At 59.0% G+C, this 19154-nt stretch carries 14 protein-coding genes; 8 read left to right on the top strand and 6 right to left on the bottom strand.

From position 1 onward, the window contains the following. Nucleotides 1-24 precede the first annotated feature (24 nt). The gene (locus H6G07_RS05610; RefSeq protein ID WP_073607159.1) at nucleotides 25-2406 is read right to left on the bottom strand and encodes a heavy metal translocating P-type ATPase; all 2382 of its coding nucleotides are present in this window, start codon (nucleotides 2404-2406) and stop codon (nucleotides 25-27) included. 467 nt (nucleotides 2407-2873) lie between these two features. On the opposite strand from H6G07_RS05610, the gene H6G07_RS05605 reads away from it, so the two are divergent. Together H6G07_RS05605 and H6G07_RS05600 are read left to right on the top strand one after the other, a co-directional pair. Continuing rightward, nucleotides 2874-4541, top strand: coding sequence for a glycerol-3-phosphate dehydrogenase/oxidase (locus H6G07_RS05605; protein ID WP_073607160.1), 1668 nt, complete (start codon nucleotides 2874-2876; stop codon nucleotides 4539-4541). A gap of 110 nt (nucleotides 4542-4651) precedes the next feature. After that, complete coding sequence (locus H6G07_RS05600; protein ID WP_073607161.1) at nucleotides 4652-5641, top strand: NAD(P)H-dependent glycerol-3-phosphate dehydrogenase; 990 nt, start codon at nucleotides 4652-4654, stop codon at nucleotides 5639-5641. Nucleotides 5642-5650: 9 nt separating this feature from the next. Here H6G07_RS05600 and H6G07_RS05595 read toward each other — a convergent pair whose 3' ends face one another. Together H6G07_RS05595 and H6G07_RS05590 are read right to left on the bottom strand one after the other, a co-directional pair. Then, nucleotides 5651-6673: a hypothetical protein gene (locus H6G07_RS05595; protein ID WP_073607162.1), complete on the bottom strand. Its 1023-nt coding sequence runs from the start codon at nucleotides 6671-6673 to the stop codon at nucleotides 5651-5653. Between the two features lie 198 nt (nucleotides 6674-6871). Further along, the gene (locus tag H6G07_RS05590) at nucleotides 6872-7063 is read right to left on the bottom strand and encodes a hypothetical protein (protein WP_139296923.1); all 192 of its coding nucleotides are present in this window, start codon (nucleotides 7061-7063) and stop codon (nucleotides 6872-6874) included. 614 nt (nucleotides 7064-7677) lie between these two features. On the opposite strand from H6G07_RS05590, the gene H6G07_RS26230 reads away from it, so the two are divergent. Next, nucleotides 7678-8235 (top strand): rhodanese-like domain-containing protein, encoded by a 558-nt coding sequence (locus tag H6G07_RS26230; protein ID WP_084172884.1) that lies wholly within the window; start codon nucleotides 7678-7680, stop codon nucleotides 8233-8235. A gap of 333 nt (nucleotides 8236-8568) precedes the next feature. Here the strand turns inward: H6G07_RS26230 and H6G07_RS26820 are convergent, their stop codons facing one another. Next, entirely contained in the window at nucleotides 8569-9267 is a 699-nt protein-coding gene (locus H6G07_RS26820) for a hypothetical protein (RefSeq protein ID WP_073607164.1), read from the bottom strand. Nucleotides 9268-9591: 324 nt separating this feature from the next. On the opposite strand from H6G07_RS26820, the gene H6G07_RS05575 reads away from it, so the two are divergent. Then, entirely contained in the window at nucleotides 9592-10245 is a 654-nt protein-coding gene (locus tag H6G07_RS05575; protein ID WP_073607165.1) for an HAD-IA family hydrolase, read from the top strand. 96 nt (nucleotides 10246-10341) lie between these two features. Then, entirely contained in the window at nucleotides 10342-11742 is a 1401-nt protein-coding gene (locus tag H6G07_RS05570; RefSeq protein ID WP_073607166.1) for a hypothetical protein, read from the top strand. Here the strand turns inward: H6G07_RS05570 and prmC are convergent. Beyond that, nucleotides 11739-12656 (bottom strand): peptide chain release factor N(5)-glutamine methyltransferase, encoded by a 918-nt coding sequence (gene prmC / locus H6G07_RS05565; RefSeq protein WP_073607167.1) that lies wholly within the window; start codon nucleotides 12654-12656, stop codon nucleotides 11739-11741. The two genes, H6G07_RS05570 and prmC, sit on opposite strands and share 4 nt — an antisense overlap. Nucleotides 12657-12748: 92 nt before the next feature. After that, a complete protein-coding gene (locus H6G07_RS05560) occupies nucleotides 12749-14410 on the bottom strand; it encodes a D-Ala-D-Ala carboxypeptidase family metallohydrolase (protein WP_073607478.1) in 1662 nt (553 codons plus the stop codon). A 54-nt stretch (nucleotides 14411-14464) separates the two neighbouring features. On the opposite strand from H6G07_RS05560, the gene H6G07_RS05555 reads away from it, so the two are divergent. The 3 genes from H6G07_RS05555 to H6G07_RS05545 all read left to right on the top strand — a co-directional run bounded on the left by H6G07_RS05555 (nucleotide 14465) and on the right by H6G07_RS05545 (nucleotide 19019). Next, nucleotides 14465-15232, top strand: coding sequence for an HAD family hydrolase (locus H6G07_RS05555; protein WP_073607168.1), 768 nt, complete (start codon nucleotides 14465-14467; stop codon nucleotides 15230-15232). A gap of 612 nt (nucleotides 15233-15844) precedes the next feature. Continuing rightward, nucleotides 15845-17458 (top strand): Re/Si-specific NAD(P)(+) transhydrogenase subunit alpha, encoded by a 1614-nt coding sequence (gene pntA, locus H6G07_RS05550; RefSeq protein WP_073607169.1) that lies wholly within the window; start codon nucleotides 15845-15847, stop codon nucleotides 17456-17458. A 34-nt stretch (nucleotides 17459-17492) separates the two neighbouring features. Next, nucleotides 17493-19019, top strand: a complete 1527-nt coding sequence (locus H6G07_RS05545) for an NAD(P)(+) transhydrogenase (Re/Si-specific) subunit beta (RefSeq protein ID WP_277882048.1) — start codon at nucleotides 17493-17495, stop codon at nucleotides 19017-19019. Nucleotides 19020-19154: the final 135 nt, after the last annotated feature.

The following is a 19154-nucleotide window of genomic DNA, read 5'->3' as shown; positions in this document are numbered from 1 at the left end:
CTATGGGACTTTTCAAACGCCCTCCTAGCAACCTTGGCGCAGCAGTAAGGAGTTGACCACTACTGCCACTGAGCTAAACGCCATCATGCCTCCTGCTGCTGCGGGGCTGAGGCTAACTCCGGCAGTGGGCAGCAGCACCCCGGCGGCTAGGGGAATTGCCACCAGGTTGTAGGCAAACGCCCAGGCCAGATTTTGGCGAATTTTGTTGAAGGTGGCGCGGCTGAGGGTGAGGGTTTCGAGCAGGCCCGAGAGGTGGTCGCCCATGAGAATGACATCGGCGGTTTCCATGGCAATGTCGGTGCCGGAGTGGAGGCTGATGCCGACATCAGCCTGGGCGATCGCAGGCGCATCATTTATACCGTCGCCCATCAGCGCTACGGTGTGCCCCTCGGCCTGGAGCTGGCGAATCGCGTCAACCTTGCCCTGGGGAGAAACTTCGGCAGTGACCTGGCTGGGGTTGAGGTGGAGTTGGGCCGCGATCGCCTCTGCCACTTCCTTTCTATCGCCCGTCAGCACCCGCACCTGGAGTCCCTGATCTTGCAGGTTTTTGACAACGGCGGCGGCGTCGGGGCGCAGTTGATCGGCGATCGCCACCAGCCCCACTACAGCATCTCCTAACGCCACATACACCACCGTCTGTCCCGCTTCCGCCAGCGCCTTCGCTCGGTCTTGCACATTGGCATCCAGCACCATCTCTCGCTGGGTCATCCACTGCTGGTTGCCCAGGGCGCAGGGCTGCACGGTGTCTTGCCAGGTGATTTGAGCGGCGACGCCGAGGCCGGGGTGAGTATCAAACTCGTCGGCTTGCACCAGGTCGAGTTCTCGCGCGGTTGCCGCCTGGTGAATGGCCTTGGCCAGGGGGTGGCGGGTGCCGCTTTCGACCGTGGCGGCGAGCTGCACAATGTCGGCCTCGCTCAGCCCCTCGGCAAGGACGTGGATGGCTGTGACGGTGGGCTGACCCAGGGTGAGGGTGCCGGTTTTGTCGAAGACTACCGTGTCGAGGTGGTGGATGGTTTCGAGGCTGTCGCCGCCACGAATCAGCAGGCCGCGCTCGGCCCCCAGCCCAGAACCAACCAGAATGGCGGTGGGGGTGGCCAGTCCCAGGGCACAGGGGCAAGCGACGACCATCACCGCGATCGCTAGCTTCAGACTCACCAGCAGGGTCGAGGAGGTGTAGGTCATGGTGTGACCCATGTGGGCCATGCCTAGGGCCGAGTGCATCACCTGAGGCCAGTGGTGCAGGCCAATGAAGTACCAAAACAGAAAGGTGAGTGTGGCCAGAGACATCACCCCGTAGGTGAAGTAGCCCGAGATCAGGTCGGCCAGCCGCTGGATGGGGGCTTTGCGGCTCTGGGCCGTTTCTACCAAGCGAATCATCTGGGCCAGCACGGTGTTTTGGCCGGTGCCGGTGACTTGCAGGGCGATCGCCCCACTTTGATTAACAGTCCCCGCCGTCACCCCATCGCCGGGCTGCTTCAGCACGGGCATCGACTCGCCGGTCAGCATCGACTCATCTACAGTGCTCTGGCCAGAGACCACCGTCCCATCGGCAGAAATTTTCTCACCGGGCAGCACCTGCACCCACTCGCCCACCTGTACACAGCGGGCGGGCACCTCGACGCCAGTTTGGGCAACCCCAGCGGTGGCGGGGTTTGAGATCAGCCGGGCCACGGCGGGCTGGAGTTCGACCAGCGATCGCAGCGCATCTGCTGCCTGGTACCGCGCCCGCTGCTCCAGAGTGCGACCCAGCAAAATAAACGCCAGCAGCATCACCGGCTCTTCAAAAAAGCACTCCCAGCCCAGCCCGGGGAACACCAGCGCCACCACGCTAGCCAGGTAGGCGCTGACGCTGCCCAGAGCCACCAGCGTATTCATGTTGGGAGCCAGCCGCCGCATACCGGCCCAGCCATCCACCAAAATTTCCCGCGACGGAAACGCCAGCGTCACCGTCGCCAAAATGGCGTGGAACCACAGGTCGCTGAGCACAGGAATCGTCAGCCAGCCGAAGTGGTTCAGGTGGCCAATGGTAGAGAGGATGAGCAGGGCGATCGCCACCCCTAGCCGCTGCCCCTGCTGCTGCTGCTCGGCCCGCTTGGCTTCGACCCAGGCTGTCAGATCATCGCCGTCGCCATCGGTGGCTCTGGGCGTTGCCGCAAAGCCCGCCTGAGTTACCTGGTCGGCCAACTGGTCGGCGCTCACCACGCCAGCCTCGGTCTCGACCACCGCCACCTCGGTCACCAGGTTGACTGTGGCCGATCGCACCCCTGCCACCTGGGCCAGGCGATTTTCGACGGCCCGCACGCACCCGGCACATTTCATGCCGCTGATGTTGAGCACCACGGTCTGGCGGCTAGATGGCTCTAGCTCTGTTTCTGAAGCAGTGGTCTGAGGCGAAAGAACTTGCATGGGCGCAACGCTAGGGGCAGTAGTGGATCTAGACTACCAAGCCCCTTCTCTCCTGCGTATCTCCCTGCTTAACGAAAAATCGAACCGGCGCTTCCCAGTGGCTCAAATTTTGCCAAGGCCAGAACCTCGCAATTCCCCGTTTGGTGCGGGTTAAAGGAATAATTGAGCAATGGCTTTAGCCGTAAACCGCCACTGCTTTGCCCATTAGCGCCTTCAAATGCCCCAGCAATACTCACAAAGATCATAGAATCTTGCCCTGCATCTCTCCCTAGGCATAGGCCTATGCCCCTGGGCAGTTGTTGGCCTAGGGCCAGATATCTAGACTGGCTACGTACATAAACAGCCCGCTTGAGCGACTGTTTCCCCAATGTGGCAACCCTGCCTGAGGATTTTTCCCTTTGAATTCAGCGCAGCGGTACTAGAAAACTGTCTTACTGGCGATCGCAAACCCCGACCCCTCAAAATTCATGCGCGACCTGCAAGCCCTCACCAGCCAGCCCTTCGACTTGATTGTGATTGGCGGCGGTATCAACGGTGCCGCCACAGCACGCGATGCGGCCCTGCGCGGATTACGCACCATTCTGCTTGAGAAGGGTGACTTTGGTGGCGGCACCACCAGCTGGTCGAGCCGCCTCATCCACGGCGGGCTGCGATATTTGGAATACTTTGAGTTTGACCTAGTGCGTGAGTCGCTCCACGAGCGCGAGGTGCTGCTACGCAATGCCCCCCATCTGGTCAAACCATTGCTGCTGACGATTCCCATCTATCGCGGCGGCGCGCGCAGCTACCGCATCGTTCAAGCGGGCATGGTGCTCTACGACCTGCTCAGCTACGACAAGTCGCTACCCAACCACCGCATGCTGTCGCGCCGCAGCACCCGGCAGCTATTTCGCGCCATCGACGCCGATGGGCTGGCGGGGGCCGCCCAATACTACGACGGCCAAGCCGAGTACGCCGAGCGGCTGTGCTTAGAAAATATTCTCGATGCCCAGCAGGCCGGGGCCACGGTGCTCAACTATGCCCAGGTCGAAGACATTCACCTCAGCGAGCAGCGCATTACCGGGTTGACCTGCCGCGACGGGCTCAGCGGCGACTCTTTTGCTGTAACGACCCACGATCGCACCGTAGTCGTCAACACCTCTGGCCCCTGGGTGGACGAGGTGTGCGGCCTCAGCCAGTCGCCGGTCAGCCAAAACCGCAAGATTGGCGGCACCAAGGGCAGCCACATCATTGTCGATGCCTTCCCCGGTGCGCCCGACTCCGCTCTCTATGTCGAAGCCAAGTCAGACGGACGGCCCTTTTTCATTTTGCCCTGGCTGGGCCAGTACCTAATTGGCACCACCGATGAACGCTACACAGGCTCCCTGGATCAGGTCAAGACCGACGATGCCGAGATCGACTACCTGCTCAAGGAAACGAACGCCGTGCTGCCCGCCGCTCACCTGACTCGGGAGGACGTGCGCTTTACCTACGCCGGGGTGCGGCCCTTACCCTACGCCGAGGGCAAAAAGACCGGCAGCATTACCCGCGCCCACATTCTGCACGACCACAGTCAGGAGGGGGCCAAGAATCTGATCTCGCTGATTGGCGGCAAGCTCACCACCCATCGTCAGGTGGGCGAAGAGCTGGTGGATGCCGCCTTTCGCCAGCGCGGTGAGGCGGTGCCTGCCTGCCCCACCCACGATCGCCCCCTGCCCGGAGCCCTGCTGCTCGACGACCCCAGGGTGGGCGAATGGCGCGATCGCTACCACCCCCACCTTCCCAGCCTTGACCACCTGATCAACCTCTACGGCGCTCGCACGGGCGACCTGCTAGCGCTAGTCGATCGCCACCCGGCCCTGGCCCAGCCCATCGTCGGCTACGCCCCCGACATCCAGGCCCAGATTGTGTTTGCGGTGCAGACCGAACTGGCCCATACGTTCGTCGATATTCTGCGCCGCCGCACCACTGTAGCCATGCACCACAACTACGGCTTCGAGGCATTACCGGTGGTGGCCCAGGTGCTACAGGAGTATTGTGGATGGAGTGAAGAGCTGTGCGATCGCAACATCCGCGCCTACCACCAGTTCATGGCCGCCAACTGCATCCCCGACTATGCGCTGGGGCAGGAGAGGGCGTCGTTGCAGACCGCATAGTCAAGAAAGTTTTGAGTTTTGAATTTTAAGTTTTGAATTAACGTCACAGGACAGAAACTCAAAACTAAACACTCAAAATTCAAAACTTCCCCCCTACACCCCCCACCCCCATGCCCGTCGCCCCAGCCGCTCAGCAAACCATCGCCACCTACAAAAACCGCCCGATCACCCTCGCCATTTTGGGATCTGGAGCCTGGGGCAGTGCTTTGGCCCACATTGCCGCTACCAACCACCACACCGTGCGTCTGTGGTCGCGATCGGGCAGCGTTTCTCTAGCAAATGCCGTCGCTGGGGCGGAGGTAATTTTGTCGGCCATCTCCATGAAAGGGGTGCTGAATCTGGTCACCCAGCTCAAAGCGCTGGATATTCCTGAAACCACGGTGCTGATGACGGCGACCAAGGGCTTTGACCCCGAGACCACCCTGACGCCCTCGGTCATTTTTCAGCAGGCGTTTCCCCACCACGCAGTGACCGTGCTCTCTGGCCCCAACCTCTCTAAGGAAATCGAGGCCGGGCTGCCCGCTGCTACGGTGATTGCCTGCGCCAACGAAACCGCCGCCGAGGCCGTGCAGCACGTGTTTGCCTCTGACCACTTTCGCACCTACACCAGCACCGACCCTCTGGGGGCCGAGCTGGGCGGCACGCTCAAGAATGTGGTGGCGATCGCCGTCGGGGTCTGCGAAGGGCTCAAGCTGGGTTCTAACGCGCGATCGGCCCTGATCACCCGCGCCCTGCCGGAGGTTATGCGCATTGGCACCCACTTGGGCGGCCAGCCAGAAACCTTCTTGGGCCTCTCGGGTCTGGGGGATATGCTGGCCACCTGCACCAGCGCCCTCAGCCGCAACTATCGGGTGGGCTACGGCCTCGCCCAGGGAAAATCTTTAGGACAAATTCTAGAAGAATTGGGCAGCACCGCCGAGGGCGTCAACACTGCCTACGTGCTCCACGATATTGCCCAGCGAGAGCAGCTTTCCGCGCCGATTTCTCAGCAGGTGTATTTGCTGCTCAAGGGAGACATCTCAGCCGCCGAAGCTGTCGCCGCCCTGATGGAACGCAAGCTCAAGGCCGAAGACTATCAAGAGGTCTTGCAGTGCGACTGAGTTGTTTCTCTAAACGGGCTCCGGAAACGTAGAGGGCGAAAACATCTTCAGCATGGCAGTGTAGTGTGGTTCGTAGTGCTTGACATGGTTCTCGCCGACGCAGGCCGACAGTTCTTGGTCAAGCAGGTTGACCATCAGCCGCACGAGGCCCCAGTTCACCTTGAGCGTGGGGTACAGCATGACGCAGAGGGGGAATAGCTCCTGGGCGATCGCCGCGATGTTGTTCTCTAGCATGCAAGTCCACAGATAAATCTGAAACATCTCCACATCGCGAACGCTGGAGGTGCGCACTGTGGCCGCGCCGAGTGGCCCTGTGTAGCTCGTGTAGTCAGGGCACAGCGCAATTACTTGATTCACAATGCTCTTAGCAATGCGGTTGGTGGCTGGCAGGGCTAGCCGCACCGTCTCTAACCGTGGGTCATCATAGTCGTAGTTCGCGGCAGCGGCGTAGGCCCGGTGCAGCGGCATATACAACAGATCGTCAACCACCTTAAAGTAGCTTTGCAGGGTCGATTGCTCGGCCTCAGGGGCTTCCGCCGAGAGCATCTGACCGCAGTAGTGAAACTGCATGCTGACAAACCCAATCACCCTCGGGTCTACCGCCGTGTGGGTTTGGCGAATCGCGCCCAACTGCTTGGAGGCCGCCACCGAAAACCGTTGAGGTGTTACCCCCTTGGCGTAGGCCGCCAGCGCTTCTTCGTAGACCGAATGCACATCTTTGGAAATGATCCAGGGGTCAATTAGGCTAGGGCTAATCTGGTGCCGACGAACTTCGTGGGACAGTAGCGTTTCCGTTTTATTCCAGGCTCGAGCGCTGATAGAGCGCAGGATATCGACGAGCTTTTGGGCAACATCCGGTCTAGATTGGGACTCATCTAAGCTCAGGAGCACCTGATCTTGACGATGCAGGTCTTTGATATATTTCTTTGCCCAAACTTCAGACAGAGAAAGCACTTCGGCCCTGTCTAGAGCACCAATTTTTTCTGGACGGCCCACTTTCAGGCTGGTCGATACCGAGCAGTCTGTCACCATAGGAAGACAACCACAATGTTAGGGAAACTGGAACGACGTGACGTAAAGAGACATTTAAAAGCCATATTAAGCCCAGGCTGGTCAGCAAACTTGATAACCCCCCGGAAACTGGTGAACTGAATTCACCAATCTTTATTCTTCGCAACGGTTCGCAAAATAAGCAAGTTTTTCCATGGAATCTACGCAATTCTAACGATCCTAGGTTTGGAGCAGGTTTTGCTCTCTAACGGTTTGGGATGAGTAGCCATAGGTGTTGAGCTGCGCTATCAGCGGTGGCGGCCCTGCCGGAGCGATCGTAGGGGGCTCCTGGGCCGCTAGCAGCCGCAGCTCGTCATCGGCTTCCACGGTGCCCAAAATCGATCGCGTAGGGCGAAGCGGTTCGCGCGGCACTCCCGGCAAGAATCAATTTTGTTTGTCGTCCTACCAGGCCTGACCTCAACACCTCATTCACTATTGTTTACGCTTGAGTGGATTAAGGGTAGAGGGGCGATCGCGCCCTTAGCAAGCCAGTCCTACAGCCAACGCGTCAGTCATTAAAAGGATGGCTTGGCTCGTGTCAAACCCACTGAGAAAATAGATTCTTAGCTGCTAACCCAATCGAACAGCAGGTTAGTCGGGTAGCGCCCAATACCATTTGCTCATCTTTAGAAAATAGCCTCACCATAGTTAAAATCACTAACCATTGATGCTTAAAAACTCTTTCTCAAGCGAGATATTGCAGCAAGCTTTCTACTCCATTTGACTCAGAAAACCATCAAAGTTAAAACAACTGCACAAATATTTTTGAATTTATGTTGACAGCAAGAATATCGACAATGCCTTGCCTGGCAACGAATTGGAAAGAGATGACTTGTCTGAAACTCCACCTTGATAACTTTTTTGTTCAAGAAAGAATATATGCCGGTTGGCGGTTAGCGGCTTTTTTGGGGATTATGCCCGCTGGTGGATGAGATTTTGATTCCCACCCAGTAGCTTGAAGTCATTGATGCTGATAGAGGTAATCTATGACTAATTTTTCTGAGCAAGCCGATAATTTTGCTAATCAGACTGCCGACCAAGCTCAAAGCCTGACTGAGCAAGCAGGAAACGCTGTCGGCCAAGTTCCTGAGAAAACCGAAGAATTTGCGCGCAAAGCCGATGATGCGTCCCATGAAGTTTCTGATCAGGTTGAATCGGCTAAGGCTACAGTAACTAAGCCCTTGCCCAAGCCTCCCGCGATGTCGGCTAACCAAGCCCCTGCCGAAGAACTGCTTAAGCGCCTGCAATGGGGCGAGCCAGCCCTGACGATTATCGACGTGCGCAGCCGAGAAGACTTTAACAACGAGCGGATTACTGGCGCTGTGCCCATGCCCGTTGAACAGCTTCTAGGCAATGCTGAAAATGCCCTAGAGCACAAGCGTGATATCTACATCTATGGCGACAGCGCTGACAACGCCGCTAGCCAGCTCCGTCAAGCGGGCTATGGCAGTGTAGCTGTATTGCAGGGTGGGCTTTCGGCATGGAAGGCCGTTGGTGGCCCCACCGAAGGCGTCTACGCTTTTTCGTCGCCGCTCAAGGATTAAGCGTTTTTGGCAGCAATTTGAACCCAGAGGAGTGCTTTGCGGTAGGGTGATGCGATCGCTCTCCTAGATCACTCTTACAGCCCAGGCCCGTTCACATTAGCCCTGGCAAAAATCAAATCCAAGCAAGTCCATAGCCCTGATTAACCAGTTCCCTCATGCTTTCTTCAGTGGAGAAAAGTATGGGGGAATTGGCACTTTTGCACATAACCTAGAAAGCCAGAAACGACTAGTACGCAGCAGCAAAAATGACCTGACTGTTCAACATGCTTGAAACACCTCTACCCTAAGAATTTTTCCCTTTGAATTTTGCATTTTGCACTCCGTGTAGCGGTACTAGGGTAGGCAGTCTAAATAGTTCTCCATATCCCAGTTAGTGGTGGTGGCCAAAAACCGCTCCCACTCGTCGCGCTTGTACTGGTCAAAGATGCGGTACATTTCTCCCGGCAGCGCTGACTGAATCACCTCGTCGGTGGCGAGACAGTCGAGGGCTTCACCCACGTCGGGCTTGCCGTCTGGCCCCTTTTTGAGCCACATCATCTCCGGTTCGCAGCCGTGGCGTAGCTGTAGCCCATGTTTGGCCTGAAACTCGGCATGAATGCGCTTGAGGTTGCCCCGACAGTCGCCCGTCAAAAATGCCGCTGCGTCTTCCTCCTCTTCGCGGTTGCGGAAGCAGACGCAGTAGACCCGCGCCACCCGCTGATCCCACCGCAGTTGGCAGAAAGTTTCGGGGTCGGGGATGACGACTAGCTCTGCCGCTTCGGGGCCGTAGCCGAGGTACTGGCTGTGGCGATTCATTGCCAGGTTAGCGGTGGCCCCATAGACCAGCTGAAAGCCTTTCTCGGCAGTGACCTCCCAATAGTCGGCGGGGATGCCCTTACCCACAATGCGCCCCGTCACGGAAATGAACTGGTAATAGATGTATTGAATGCCCAGCTCGTCGATTTTGGCTCGCACCTGCTTGACTAGCTCATCGCGCCCCTCGGCGGCGACGTAGCGCTCTAAATCTGTCGAGGTATCGACCCGTGTTAACACTCAGTCACCGTGAGACCTCCTAGTTTGCAGCGCAGCGGAATGGTCTTAGTAAAGTCAACTTATTATGACAAGTTTGTAGCCATTGATAGTGTACTAGAACTCAGCATTGCAGTTAGCCCTACTCTTTCCCAGCCGGCCACCCAAGGATTTGTAACAAAGCTTCAGCGGTGGCTCGGTCAAACGTTGTGCGATCGCATACTCTAAGAGTCCGGCGAGAGCTAACTATTTATTTAATAAAGCGCTGGGGTGCGATCGTACTCTCCCGATCACTCAGGGCTTAACCTGCGGAACCTACAATACCTGTAGCGTTTATGCAGCCCAACTATGGATTTTCTCTGCCAGGCGATCATCTTTGATGTCGATGGGGTGCTGATTGACTCAGACCCAGTTGCAGAGCGCCATTGGCGAGCTTGGGCCGATCGCCACGGGGTTGATTTCGAGGCGATCGCCCGCATTCACCACGGTCGCCCTACGGTCGAAACCATTCGCCAGGTTGCACCCCACGTGGATGCTGCTCAGGAGGCTCATCTCAAAGAAACCGCTGAGGCCGACGATACTGAGGGGTTGAGACTGTATCCGGGTGTGAAAGAGCTGTTGGCTGGGCTGCCGCGCGATCGCTGGGGAGTGGCTACCAGCGGCACCCGCCGCACCGTTTCCCTGCGCTTCCCCCATCTAGAGTTGCCAGAGCCCTCGGTGATGGTGACCGCCGACGATGTGCAGCGGGGGAAGCCAGCGCCCGATCCCTATTTACTGGCGGCTGAACGTATGGGATTAGCTCCGGCTGACTGCTTGGTGATTGAAGATGCTCCCGCTGGGGTGGAGGCAGCCAAAGCTGCGGGGGCAAAGATAATTGCGGTGACGACAACAAATAGGGCCGAAGATTTGGGGTTGGCCGATGCGATCGCCCCCGCCCTAGACGCCCTTCAAATTACTGTTGGCCCACAGGGACTACGGGTTCATGTGAACGGTGCAGTATAAAACTTGACCGCAAAAGCAGTTTCAGTTTTTGTAACCATCCTGAGTTGGGCACCCCCATCGCGTAGGTTAGGGGCATAGCTTTGCGAGGGCCTGAGGATGGAACACCGCTGGAATGTTTGGTTACTGGGCGCGATCGCGGCAGGAGCCCTGCCCCTAGCCCTCGCGGCCCCAACTCAGGCCTGGGACCCGATCGCGCCCAACCCTAACGCCAATGCCAATGCCAACCCGACAGAAAGCTCTCCTACGCCACCAATCGTGCAGCGCCAGGCTTTTGACCGCTACCGACAGGTGATCGAGCGCACCCAGGCCATGGTGCAAGACCCCATTGCTCGTCAACTGGCAGAATCTTTCGATTTAAACGTGCTCAACGTCACCTGGGAAGACACCGGGCGCTTCTACGGCTCCTCCGTTGGCCCCAACATCAGCGATATGACCATTCAGGTGCAGCAGCAGGATCCTGTGACCCGGCAGTACCAACTGCATCTGATGCCGGTGATTCGCCATCCCAACTTTGAAGACATCAGCGCCGACATTCCCCTGGAGAGCTTTTTTCTTCAGGTGGGCAACGAGAACGGCGAAGACCTGCGCCGGGTGGCTCTGAGCGAGGTCCTGGGCGATCTTCGCAGCTACCTCAGCACCCCAGACTCTTGGAGCGGACGGGGGCTATCGCTCCTTGCCCCCCAGCGCGATAGCCATGTGCTGGTCAGTGCTCAGGCCTGCTTTTTGCCAATTCCCCAGGAGGGTTCGGCCACGTTTAACCCGGTGCTGTTTAACTATCAGTCTCGACCCGGTGACCCAGCGGTGCTGACCATTCTCGCCACCCGCGAAGGCACCAGCGTCACGGTGATCGACAACCAGCGCGACGGTTTTGAGGCCGGGCAAACCTGGGGCCAGCGCCTGTTCTTCAACAAAAATGGCGAACGAGCCAGCTTCACCGGCCAGCGGCTCAGCGATTTTCAGGCGGTGGAGAATCCTCGGCGACCTGGAGAAACCGCTGAGGACGACACCGAGGGGCTGAACATGGTGCTGCTGATTCAGGTGCCTCTCAAACAGCGGGCGCCCATGCGGCAGCAGTCATCGTTTGACACCATGGCTCCGGCAGCCCCCATGGCCGCCGCCCCCCTGATGGAATCCCGTGGGGCTAGCGATGTGGAGGCCGCCGTCATCGGCCACGGCGCGGTAGAGGGCCCATTCACCGAAATCGACAACTTGGCCATTGAGCGCGACCCAGACTATCCGATTCGGGTCACGGTGCAGTTCTACAAAGCCACCAGCAACGGCGTAGTGTCGGAAGCCGACATGGCCGAAATTCGCGAGCAGATCGATCGCGTCTATGCCGAGGCCGATTACGTGGGCAGTCTGGTGGTAGACGGCCCCAGCGATGGTCAAGGACCGGCCAGAGGCCAACGCCCCACCGAGCACGACGGCCCCAAAGATGAGCCCGCCGACTGGTGGCAGCGCTTCTGGGAATTCCAGCGCAACCTGCGCGATCGCTAGGACTGCGGGGCGTAGATCGCCTGCACAAAGCGATCGCGCCCCGCCAAATCCAAACAAGTTTGAATATCGCGATAGCACCCCTGCGCCTCCAGCAGTTCTCGGACTGCATCTCCCTGGCCCACCATCATTTCCACCAGCCAGAGCCCGCCCGGCACTAGAAATTCGGGAGCCAGGGCGGCGAGCAGGCGGAGATCATCCAGGCCATCGTTACCCCCATCCAAAGCACTGGCAGGTTCGTGGTTGATCACCTCAGGTTGCAGCGTCGGCAGCAGCGCCGAGGGAATGTAGGGCGGGTTCGACACCACCGCGCTGATCTGTCCACGGTAGGACGTTAGCGGTTCAAACCAAGAGCCTTGGTAGAAGGTGATGCGGTGGCTCAACCCCGCCCTGGCAGCATTCTCCTGAGCGATCGCCAGTGCCTCAGCGCTAAAATCCACCGCCAAAATTCGAGCGAACGGCAAGGCTTGGGCGAGACCTAGTGCGATCGCGCCACTTCCCGTTCCCATATCCACCCAAACGCCCTGGGCTAGCTGATCTCCAATGGGACTGCGGGCGATCGCCGCCTCAGCCAGATCAATGATTAGCTCGGTTTCAGGACGGGGGATCAGCACCGCCGGAGATACGGTCAGCATCAGGTCACGCCAAGGAGTTTCGCCCACCAGGTATTGTACGGGAGTGCGCTCCGTGAGCCGCTGCTGCCAGCGACGCTCCAATTCGGCTAGAGAATAGCGAAGGGTGATGTGCGATCGCTGTCGCAACGTACCCAACCGCAGCGACAGCCGATCCACATTCGCCACCGCCATCAGCAGCCAATCGACTTCGCCAGCGTCAACCCCCGCTGCCTGGGCATCTACTAATGCCTTATCGCGCCAAGCCCACAGCTCAGTTCCTGCAATGGAATCGCTTTCTGCCATTGACTTCGCAAGTCTCAATTGATGTGCCAAAGACAACGCCAGGTTGCCGGTACTCCCTACCCCCTCACTCCCTACCCCTTACCCCCACTCCCCTAACGCGTCCACCGCGCCTTAGCCCCCCGCGCGTCCAAATGCACCAGTGCCGGAAACTGACTGTAGCGCCCCAACCCTCCCGGCCACCAGGGATCCAGTGCCCAATAGACCTGGTTCCCAGTTAGCCCTGTGCAGTAAAAGTCGATAGCGTCACCTACGATGTGACGGCTCTCGGAGGCATCACCGACTCGACTGTCGATCGCAGCGGGGCGATACCAGTTGGTGATCATGAACGGGCGGCCAATGCGATCGCGGGCCTGCTGGGCCAGGGCGGCAATGCGCACAATGGCATCCACCGTGGCCTGGTTAGAGGGCATGCGGGCACCGCCACGAGTTGCCTCTGCCCAGGTAAAGTTGCCGTTGGACACAATGCTGGCGTCGAGCTGAATATTGTTAGGCGTCCACTGGGCGGGGCGCGGCGGCGGCGGGGCAGGCACCGGAGCGGGCATGGCTTCAGGTGACGGGAGGGCCGATCGCTCCAGCCGCCGCAGATCTTCAAACAGCGACTGAATCGCGGGAATCCGCCCCTCCAGCCGCCGCCACAGCTGCACCAAGCGAATCAACGCCTCCCGCTGGTCTTCGCTGGGAGTGTAGGTGGTGGGAATATGGGCAGCAAAGTCGAGCAGGGCGCGATCGAGAGTGCGAGCGGTCATCACCAGGGCATCTGGTTTGTCGGCAGTTTGCGCCAAATCATCGGGGTTGAGCCCCAGCTGCTGAATGGCGGTGGTGCGCGAGTCGAGGCCAAACCAGCGGCGGTAGCCCTCGGTCAGCGCAAAGCGCAGATCGCCCTGGCCGTTGTAGAGATTGGGTATTTTTTGCACAAAGGCAAGCAACGCTGGGTCGAGAGTTTCCAGGTTCGTTTCATGGGCAAAGGGGTCGTTGGTGAGCAGCCAGGCGATCGCATCTTCCCGCGCATCCATCGCCCGCCACAGCTGCACCAGGCGAATCAGCGCCTCCCGCTGGTTGGGGTAGCCCGTGTAGTAGCGAGCCACCGACTGCATAAAGCCCACCAGCGCATTGTCCAGAGCCGCTTCGTCGGGCACTTGGTCAACCACCGGCACGCTCAACACGTCGTATACCGCCGCTGCCGTGTCAAGCTGTCGCCATAGCCGCACCGCCTCGACCATGGCCTGGCGCTGAAAATCGAGCCGTCCGTAGTTGGGTGGCACCCGTTCGGCAAAGGCCAGCAGGGCCGGATCGAGCTGGCCCACCGTTTGGGGCAGCTGCGCCCCGCTGTAGTCGGTACTGAGGTCTTCGAGGTAAGCCTGCAAAAGGGCGGCAGCATCGCTGGGTTCGAGCTGGGCGGCATCGCGATCGCCCTCCGTCGGTGTAAAGCCATTGGCTACCGCCTGCAGAAAGCGATCGCTGTAGCGTCCCACGCTGGCATCCCAGATGTCGGCCCCGCTCCAGCCCTGCTCAACGAGGCCATTGGTGAGGCTGCGCAGGGTATTGGCCGCGTACTGCACCTGGGCCGCAAACGTCTCGACCTCGGCCATATCCACCTGGTTCACCGGGGCAATGCCCAGGCCCGTTTCGCCCTCGGTGAGCTGGGGCTGGTTATGCACGGCATAGAGGGCTGCCAAAATAGGCTTGTGCACCCCCGCTCGGCCCCCTTCCAGTAAGTAGTAATAGTTGCGTTGATCGGGTGCTAACGTGCTCATAGCGTGCATTCAGCCACAGTGACCTGTCCACAGTAACCACAAAGTGTAAACTCGATGGGCGAAGTTCAACCATTACCCAGCCACGGGTTTTCACCCCGGCCCCAGCTACTAGCCACCGACATGGATGGCACCCTCACCCGCCAGGGCAAGTTTACCCCTGCCCTGCTGCAGGGGCTAGAGCAGCTCCAGGGGTTGGGCCTGCCGGTGATGATTGTCACGGGGCGATCGGCGGGCTGGGTGAATGGCCTGGCCCACTATCTGCCCGTAGTCGGAGCCATGGCCGAAAACGGCGGCATCTACTTTCCCCACAACGGCCCGCCAGAGCCGCTCGTTGACATTCCCAACCTGGTCGCCCACCGCCAGCTGCTGCAACAGGCCTTTGCCCAACTCCAGTGGCGGTGGCCCCAGCTGCGCGAATCAGACGACAATCGCTTTCGCCTCACCGACTGGACGTTTGACATTGAAGGCCTGACCCAGGCCGATCTAGATGAAATGGCGCAGCTCTGCCAATCGCTAGCCTGGGGGTTTACCTACAGCACCGTGCAGTGTCACCTGTTTACGCTGGGCCAGTCTAAGGCGGCGGGCTTGCAGCGGGTGGTCGAGCGCTACTTTGCGCCGATCGCCGCCACTGAAGTTTTAACCGTGGGCGACAGCCCCAACGACGAGAGCATGTTTAACCCAGCCCTGTTTCCGCAGTCGGTGGGGGTGGCCAACGTGACCGACTATTGGCCTCGGCTCACCTATCACCCCACCTACGTCACCCAAGCCGCTGAAGTGGCAGGATTTTTAGAACTGATAGAAGCCCTAGTGCAGTTTTTTTAGAATTGGCCGAGGAAAGACTCGTTTTGTAACAAAAAAAGATGTTATTTCCTATCGCTGACAACCGCCCCCCGTAACGTTGTCAGACATAAAATATTTTGGAAGTTTTGACCCTTGGGGGTGGGCGATACTTTTACCATGCCAAATAATGGACGGAGATTTTCTGCCAATGCTTTGCCAGGGGATCGCACCCTGAAGTGTTTCATTTTGTTGAAATCAAAAAACAATCTGAATATCTAGACCATCTAGGTCAATAGGGGAGATCGTAGTAGTCAGCAGAATGGGGCAATTTTGTAGAAAATCCATGTAAAACCAGGCCATTTAGACTGATTAACAATTCTGGGCATTCCTTAGAAGCCGGGGTTGTGTGGCAGCACAGCCCCTTTGCCACTGCCTGAAACCTTTAGGCCTCGACCGTGCAATTCCCTTTGAGACGGCAAAGCCGATCGCCCCTCCCACAAACAACTTCACTGCCTCGCGCTCGCTGAGCCTGACGCAAAATTTGACTCTCTCTCGATCCCGTTTCCCTAGCGCTAAGGTTGGGATCTTTTTTATCGTTATTCTCCCGTCTACCGCCTGCGTTTTTGTTTAAGGCCCTTTCCCTCGAAACTCCCTATGACCATTGCAGCACCCAAAGACAATTCTGTAGCCGCTCCCCTAGATACCGCCCCCACTGGGCTTAAGGTGGGCATTCCAAAGGAGGTGTTTGCGGGCGAACAGCGGGTCGCCGCTACCCCCGAGACTGCCAAAAAACTGCAAAAACTAGGCTTTGAGGTCTTGGTCGAAACCCAGGCCGGAGCCGGAGCCAGCTTTACTGACAGCGCTTACCAAGCCTCTGGCTGCACGGTGATGGTCGATGCCGCTAGCCTGTGGGAGGCTGCTGACGTGGTGCTCAAGGTGCGATCGCCCCAGCACCATCCCACCCTCGATCGCCACGAGGCCACCCTACTCAAGCCCGAGCAAACCCTGGTCAGCTTTATCTGGCCCGCCCAAAACCCCGAGCTGCTAGAGCAGCTAGCCCACCAGGGCGGCACTGTCCTAGCAATGGATTCTGTCCCCCGTATTTCCCGCGCCCAAAAGCTGGATGCCCTCAGCTCGATGGCCAACATCGGCGGCTACCGAGCCGTGATCGAGGCCGCCAGCCACTTTGGCCGCTGCTTCACCGGGCAGATTACCGCCGCTGGCAAAATGCCCCCCGCCAAAGTGATGGTGATTGGGGTTGGCGTGGCCGGGCTGGCGGCGATCGGGGCAGCCAAGAGTTTGGGGGCGATCGTTAAAGCCTTTGACACCCGCCTAGTGGTCAAAGAACAGGTGCAGAGCCTGGGCGCAGAATTTCTAGAGCTGCACTTTGAAGAAGACGGCAGCGGCGAAGGCGGCTACGCCAAGGTGATGAGCCCGGCCTTTATTGCCGCCGAAATGGCTCTCTTTGCCCAGCAGGCCAAGGATGTTGACATCATCATTACCACAGCACTGATCCCCGGCAAACCAGCGCCGCTGCTGATTACCCAAGAGATGGTCGAGAGCATGAAGCCAGGCTCGGTAGTGGTCGATCTGGCCGCTGAACAGGGGGGCAACTGCGAAGTCACCGAGCCCGGCCAGGTGATTTCGCACAACGGCGTCACCATCATCGGCCTGACTGATCTACCCAGCCGCATGGCCTCCCAGGCCAGCCAGCTCTACGGCAACAACCTGGTGCACCTGCTCAGCGACCTGGGCGGAGCCGAAAATTTCATCGTCAACATGGAAGACCAGGTGATTCGCGCCACCACCGTGATTCACAACGGCCAAGTCACCTGGCCCCCTCCCAAGGTAGAAGCCCCCGCTCCCAGCGTCTCCCCCACCTCCCCTACCTCCCCAACCGCTGAGGAAATTCCCGCTGCTAAGTCCTGGTTTAGTCAGCTGCTCTGGCCCGTGCTAATTGGCCTGGCCTGTGTGGCTATCGGCCTCTGGGCTCCCGCCTCGTTTATGACCCACCTGACGGTCTTTGTCCTCGCCAGCTTCCTCGGTTGGAAGGTGATTTGGGACGTGTCGCCCAGCTTACACACTCCCCTAATGAGCGTCACCAACGCCATCAGCGGCATCATCATCATCGGCGGCATGCTGCAAATTTCTAACAACATCGCTTCACCAATGACGATTTTGGGAGCGATCGCCCTCTTCCTCGGCACCGTCAACATCGCCGGGGGCTTCATGGTGTCGCAGCGCATGTTGAACATGTTCCACAAGTAAGCCGTGAAGGGTAGGGGGTAAGGGGTAAGGGGTCTTGAGTCCCAAACCCAAGCGTCCAGCAGAATTCCCTACTCCTCACTCCCCACCCATCCACCCCTTACCCTTCCACCCCATTCCCCCTCGTCCCTTCATCTCCCCAGCAATGGAAAACAACCTCGTAACCACCGCCTACATCGCCGCCAGCGCTCTCTTCATCCTCAGTCTGGCGGGGCTGTCGCAGCCAGAAACCGCTAAGCGGGGCAACCTGCTGGGCATTCTCGGCATGGCGATCGCCTTTGGGGCCACGGCGCTGATCTGCCAGGGCTACCCCGTCCAGATTGGCTCCATCGGCCTCGGTGTGCTGGTGGGTGTGCTGGCCGCTGCCCGCGTGGCAATGACCGATATGCCCGAAATGGTGGCGCTGCTCAACAGCTTTGTGGGCTTGGCCGCTGTTCTAGTCGGCTTTGCCGAATACCTCCAGCCCAGTGCGGCGCTCACGGGCACAGATATTACCGTTCACCGGGTGGAAATCTATATTGGCGTGTTCATTGGCATCGTCACCTTTACCGGGTCGATGATTGCGGTGGCCAAGCTGCGAGGCTGGGTGCCCAGCCGGGCGGTGCTGCTGCCCGCACGCCACGTATTCACGCTGGGAATGCTGGGGGCGATCGCCTACCTTCTAGTACCCTTTCTCACCGCTACTGGCAACCCAGGGATGTGGATTTTGGCAGCGATGACGGCGATCGCAGGCGTCTTTGGCATTGTGATCGTGATGGCGATCGGCGGGGCCGACATGGCGGTGGTGATTTCGCTGCTCAACAGCTACTCGGGGCTGGCTTCGGCAGCAGCGGGTTTTATGCTCAACAACGACCTGCTGATTATTACCGGGGCACTGGTGGGCAGCAGTGGAGCCATTCTCAGCTACATCATGTGCAAAGGCATGAACCGCTCCTTCGTCAACGTGCTGCTGGGGGGCTTTGGAGAAACCGCTAGCTCCGGCAAGGCGGCTGCCCTGGAGGGCAGTGCCACTAGCACCACCACAGGCGAAGTTGTCGAACTGCTGGCCAACGCCCAGAGCGTGGTCATCGTCCCCGGCTACGGCATGGCCGTGGCCCAAGCCCAGCACCCCGTGGCGGAGATTACCCGCCTGCTCCGCGCCCAGGGCAAACAGGTGCGGTTTGGCATCCACCCCGTGGCGGGCCGCATGCCTGGCCACATGAACGTGCTGCTGGCCGAGGCCAACGTGCCCTACGACATCGTGCTGGAGATGGATGAAATCAACGATGACCTGTCCCACACCGATGTGGTGCTAGTGGTCGGTGCCAACGACACCGTCAACCCCAGTGCCAAAAATGACCCCAATAGCCCGATCGCCGGCATGCCCGTGATGGAAGTCTGGGAAGCCGATACCGTAGTGGTGCTCAAGCGCGGCATGGCGTCGGGCTATGCTGGGGTAGAAAATCCGCTGTTCTTCAACGACAACACGCTGATGCTGTTTGGCGACGCCAAAACCAATGTCAACGGCATTCTGGCCCAGCTCTCTACCTCAACGGCTCCCGCCCCCGCTCTCGCCGCAGCTTAGTTCATCTCGGATATGCTCTGAGCCAAGTGCATCCGAGATGAACAACATCGGCTAGTGACAGATAAACCTCGATACAATCAGCCTCCCAAGTCGTAGGATGGATCAGCACAGCAGGATTTATCCTACGACCTGGGA

Origin of the sequence: Phormidium tenue FACHB-1052, from assembly GCF_014696675.1 — a bacterium.
GTDB lineage: Bacteria > Cyanobacteriota > Cyanobacteriia > Phormidesmidales > Phormidesmidaceae > Nodosilinea > Nodosilinea tenuis_A.
This window is presented reverse-complemented; position numbering and strand designations above follow the sequence as displayed.

Coding starts and splice junctions, on each gene's coding strand:
- H6G07_RS05605 (WP_073607160.1), top strand. CDS start 2,874: ATGCGCGACCTGCAAGCCCTCACCAGCCAGCCCTTCGACTTGATTGTG.
- H6G07_RS05555 (WP_073607168.1), top strand. CDS start 14,465: ATGGGCGAAGTTCAACCATTACCCAGCCACGGGTTTTCACCCCGGCCC.
- pntA (WP_073607169.1), top strand. CDS start 15,845: ATGACCATTGCAGCACCCAAAGACAATTCTGTAGCCGCTCCCCTAGAT.
- H6G07_RS05570 (WP_073607166.1), top strand. CDS start 10,342: ATGGAACACCGCTGGAATGTTTGGTTACTGGGCGCGATCGCGGCAGGA.
- prmC (WP_073607167.1), bottom strand. CDS start 12,656: ATGGCAGAAAGCGATTCCATTGCAGGAACTGAGCTGTGGGCTTGGCGC.
- H6G07_RS05595 (WP_073607162.1), bottom strand. CDS start 6,673: ATGGTGACAGACTGCTCGGTATCGACCAGCCTGAAAGTGGGCCGTCCA.
- H6G07_RS05560 (WP_073607478.1), bottom strand. CDS start 14,410: ATGAGCACGTTAGCACCCGATCAACGCAACTATTACTACTTACTGGAA.
- H6G07_RS05575 (WP_073607165.1), top strand. CDS start 9,592: ATGGATTTTCTCTGCCAGGCGATCATCTTTGATGTCGATGGGGTGCTG.
- H6G07_RS05610 (WP_073607159.1), bottom strand. CDS start 2,406: ATGCAAGTTCTTTCGCCTCAGACCACTGCTTCAGAAACAGAGCTAGAG.
- H6G07_RS05600 (WP_073607161.1), top strand. CDS start 4,652: ATGCCCGTCGCCCCAGCCGCTCAGCAAACCATCGCCACCTACAAAAAC.
- H6G07_RS26230 (WP_084172884.1), top strand. CDS start 7,678: ATGACTAATTTTTCTGAGCAAGCCGATAATTTTGCTAATCAGACTGCC.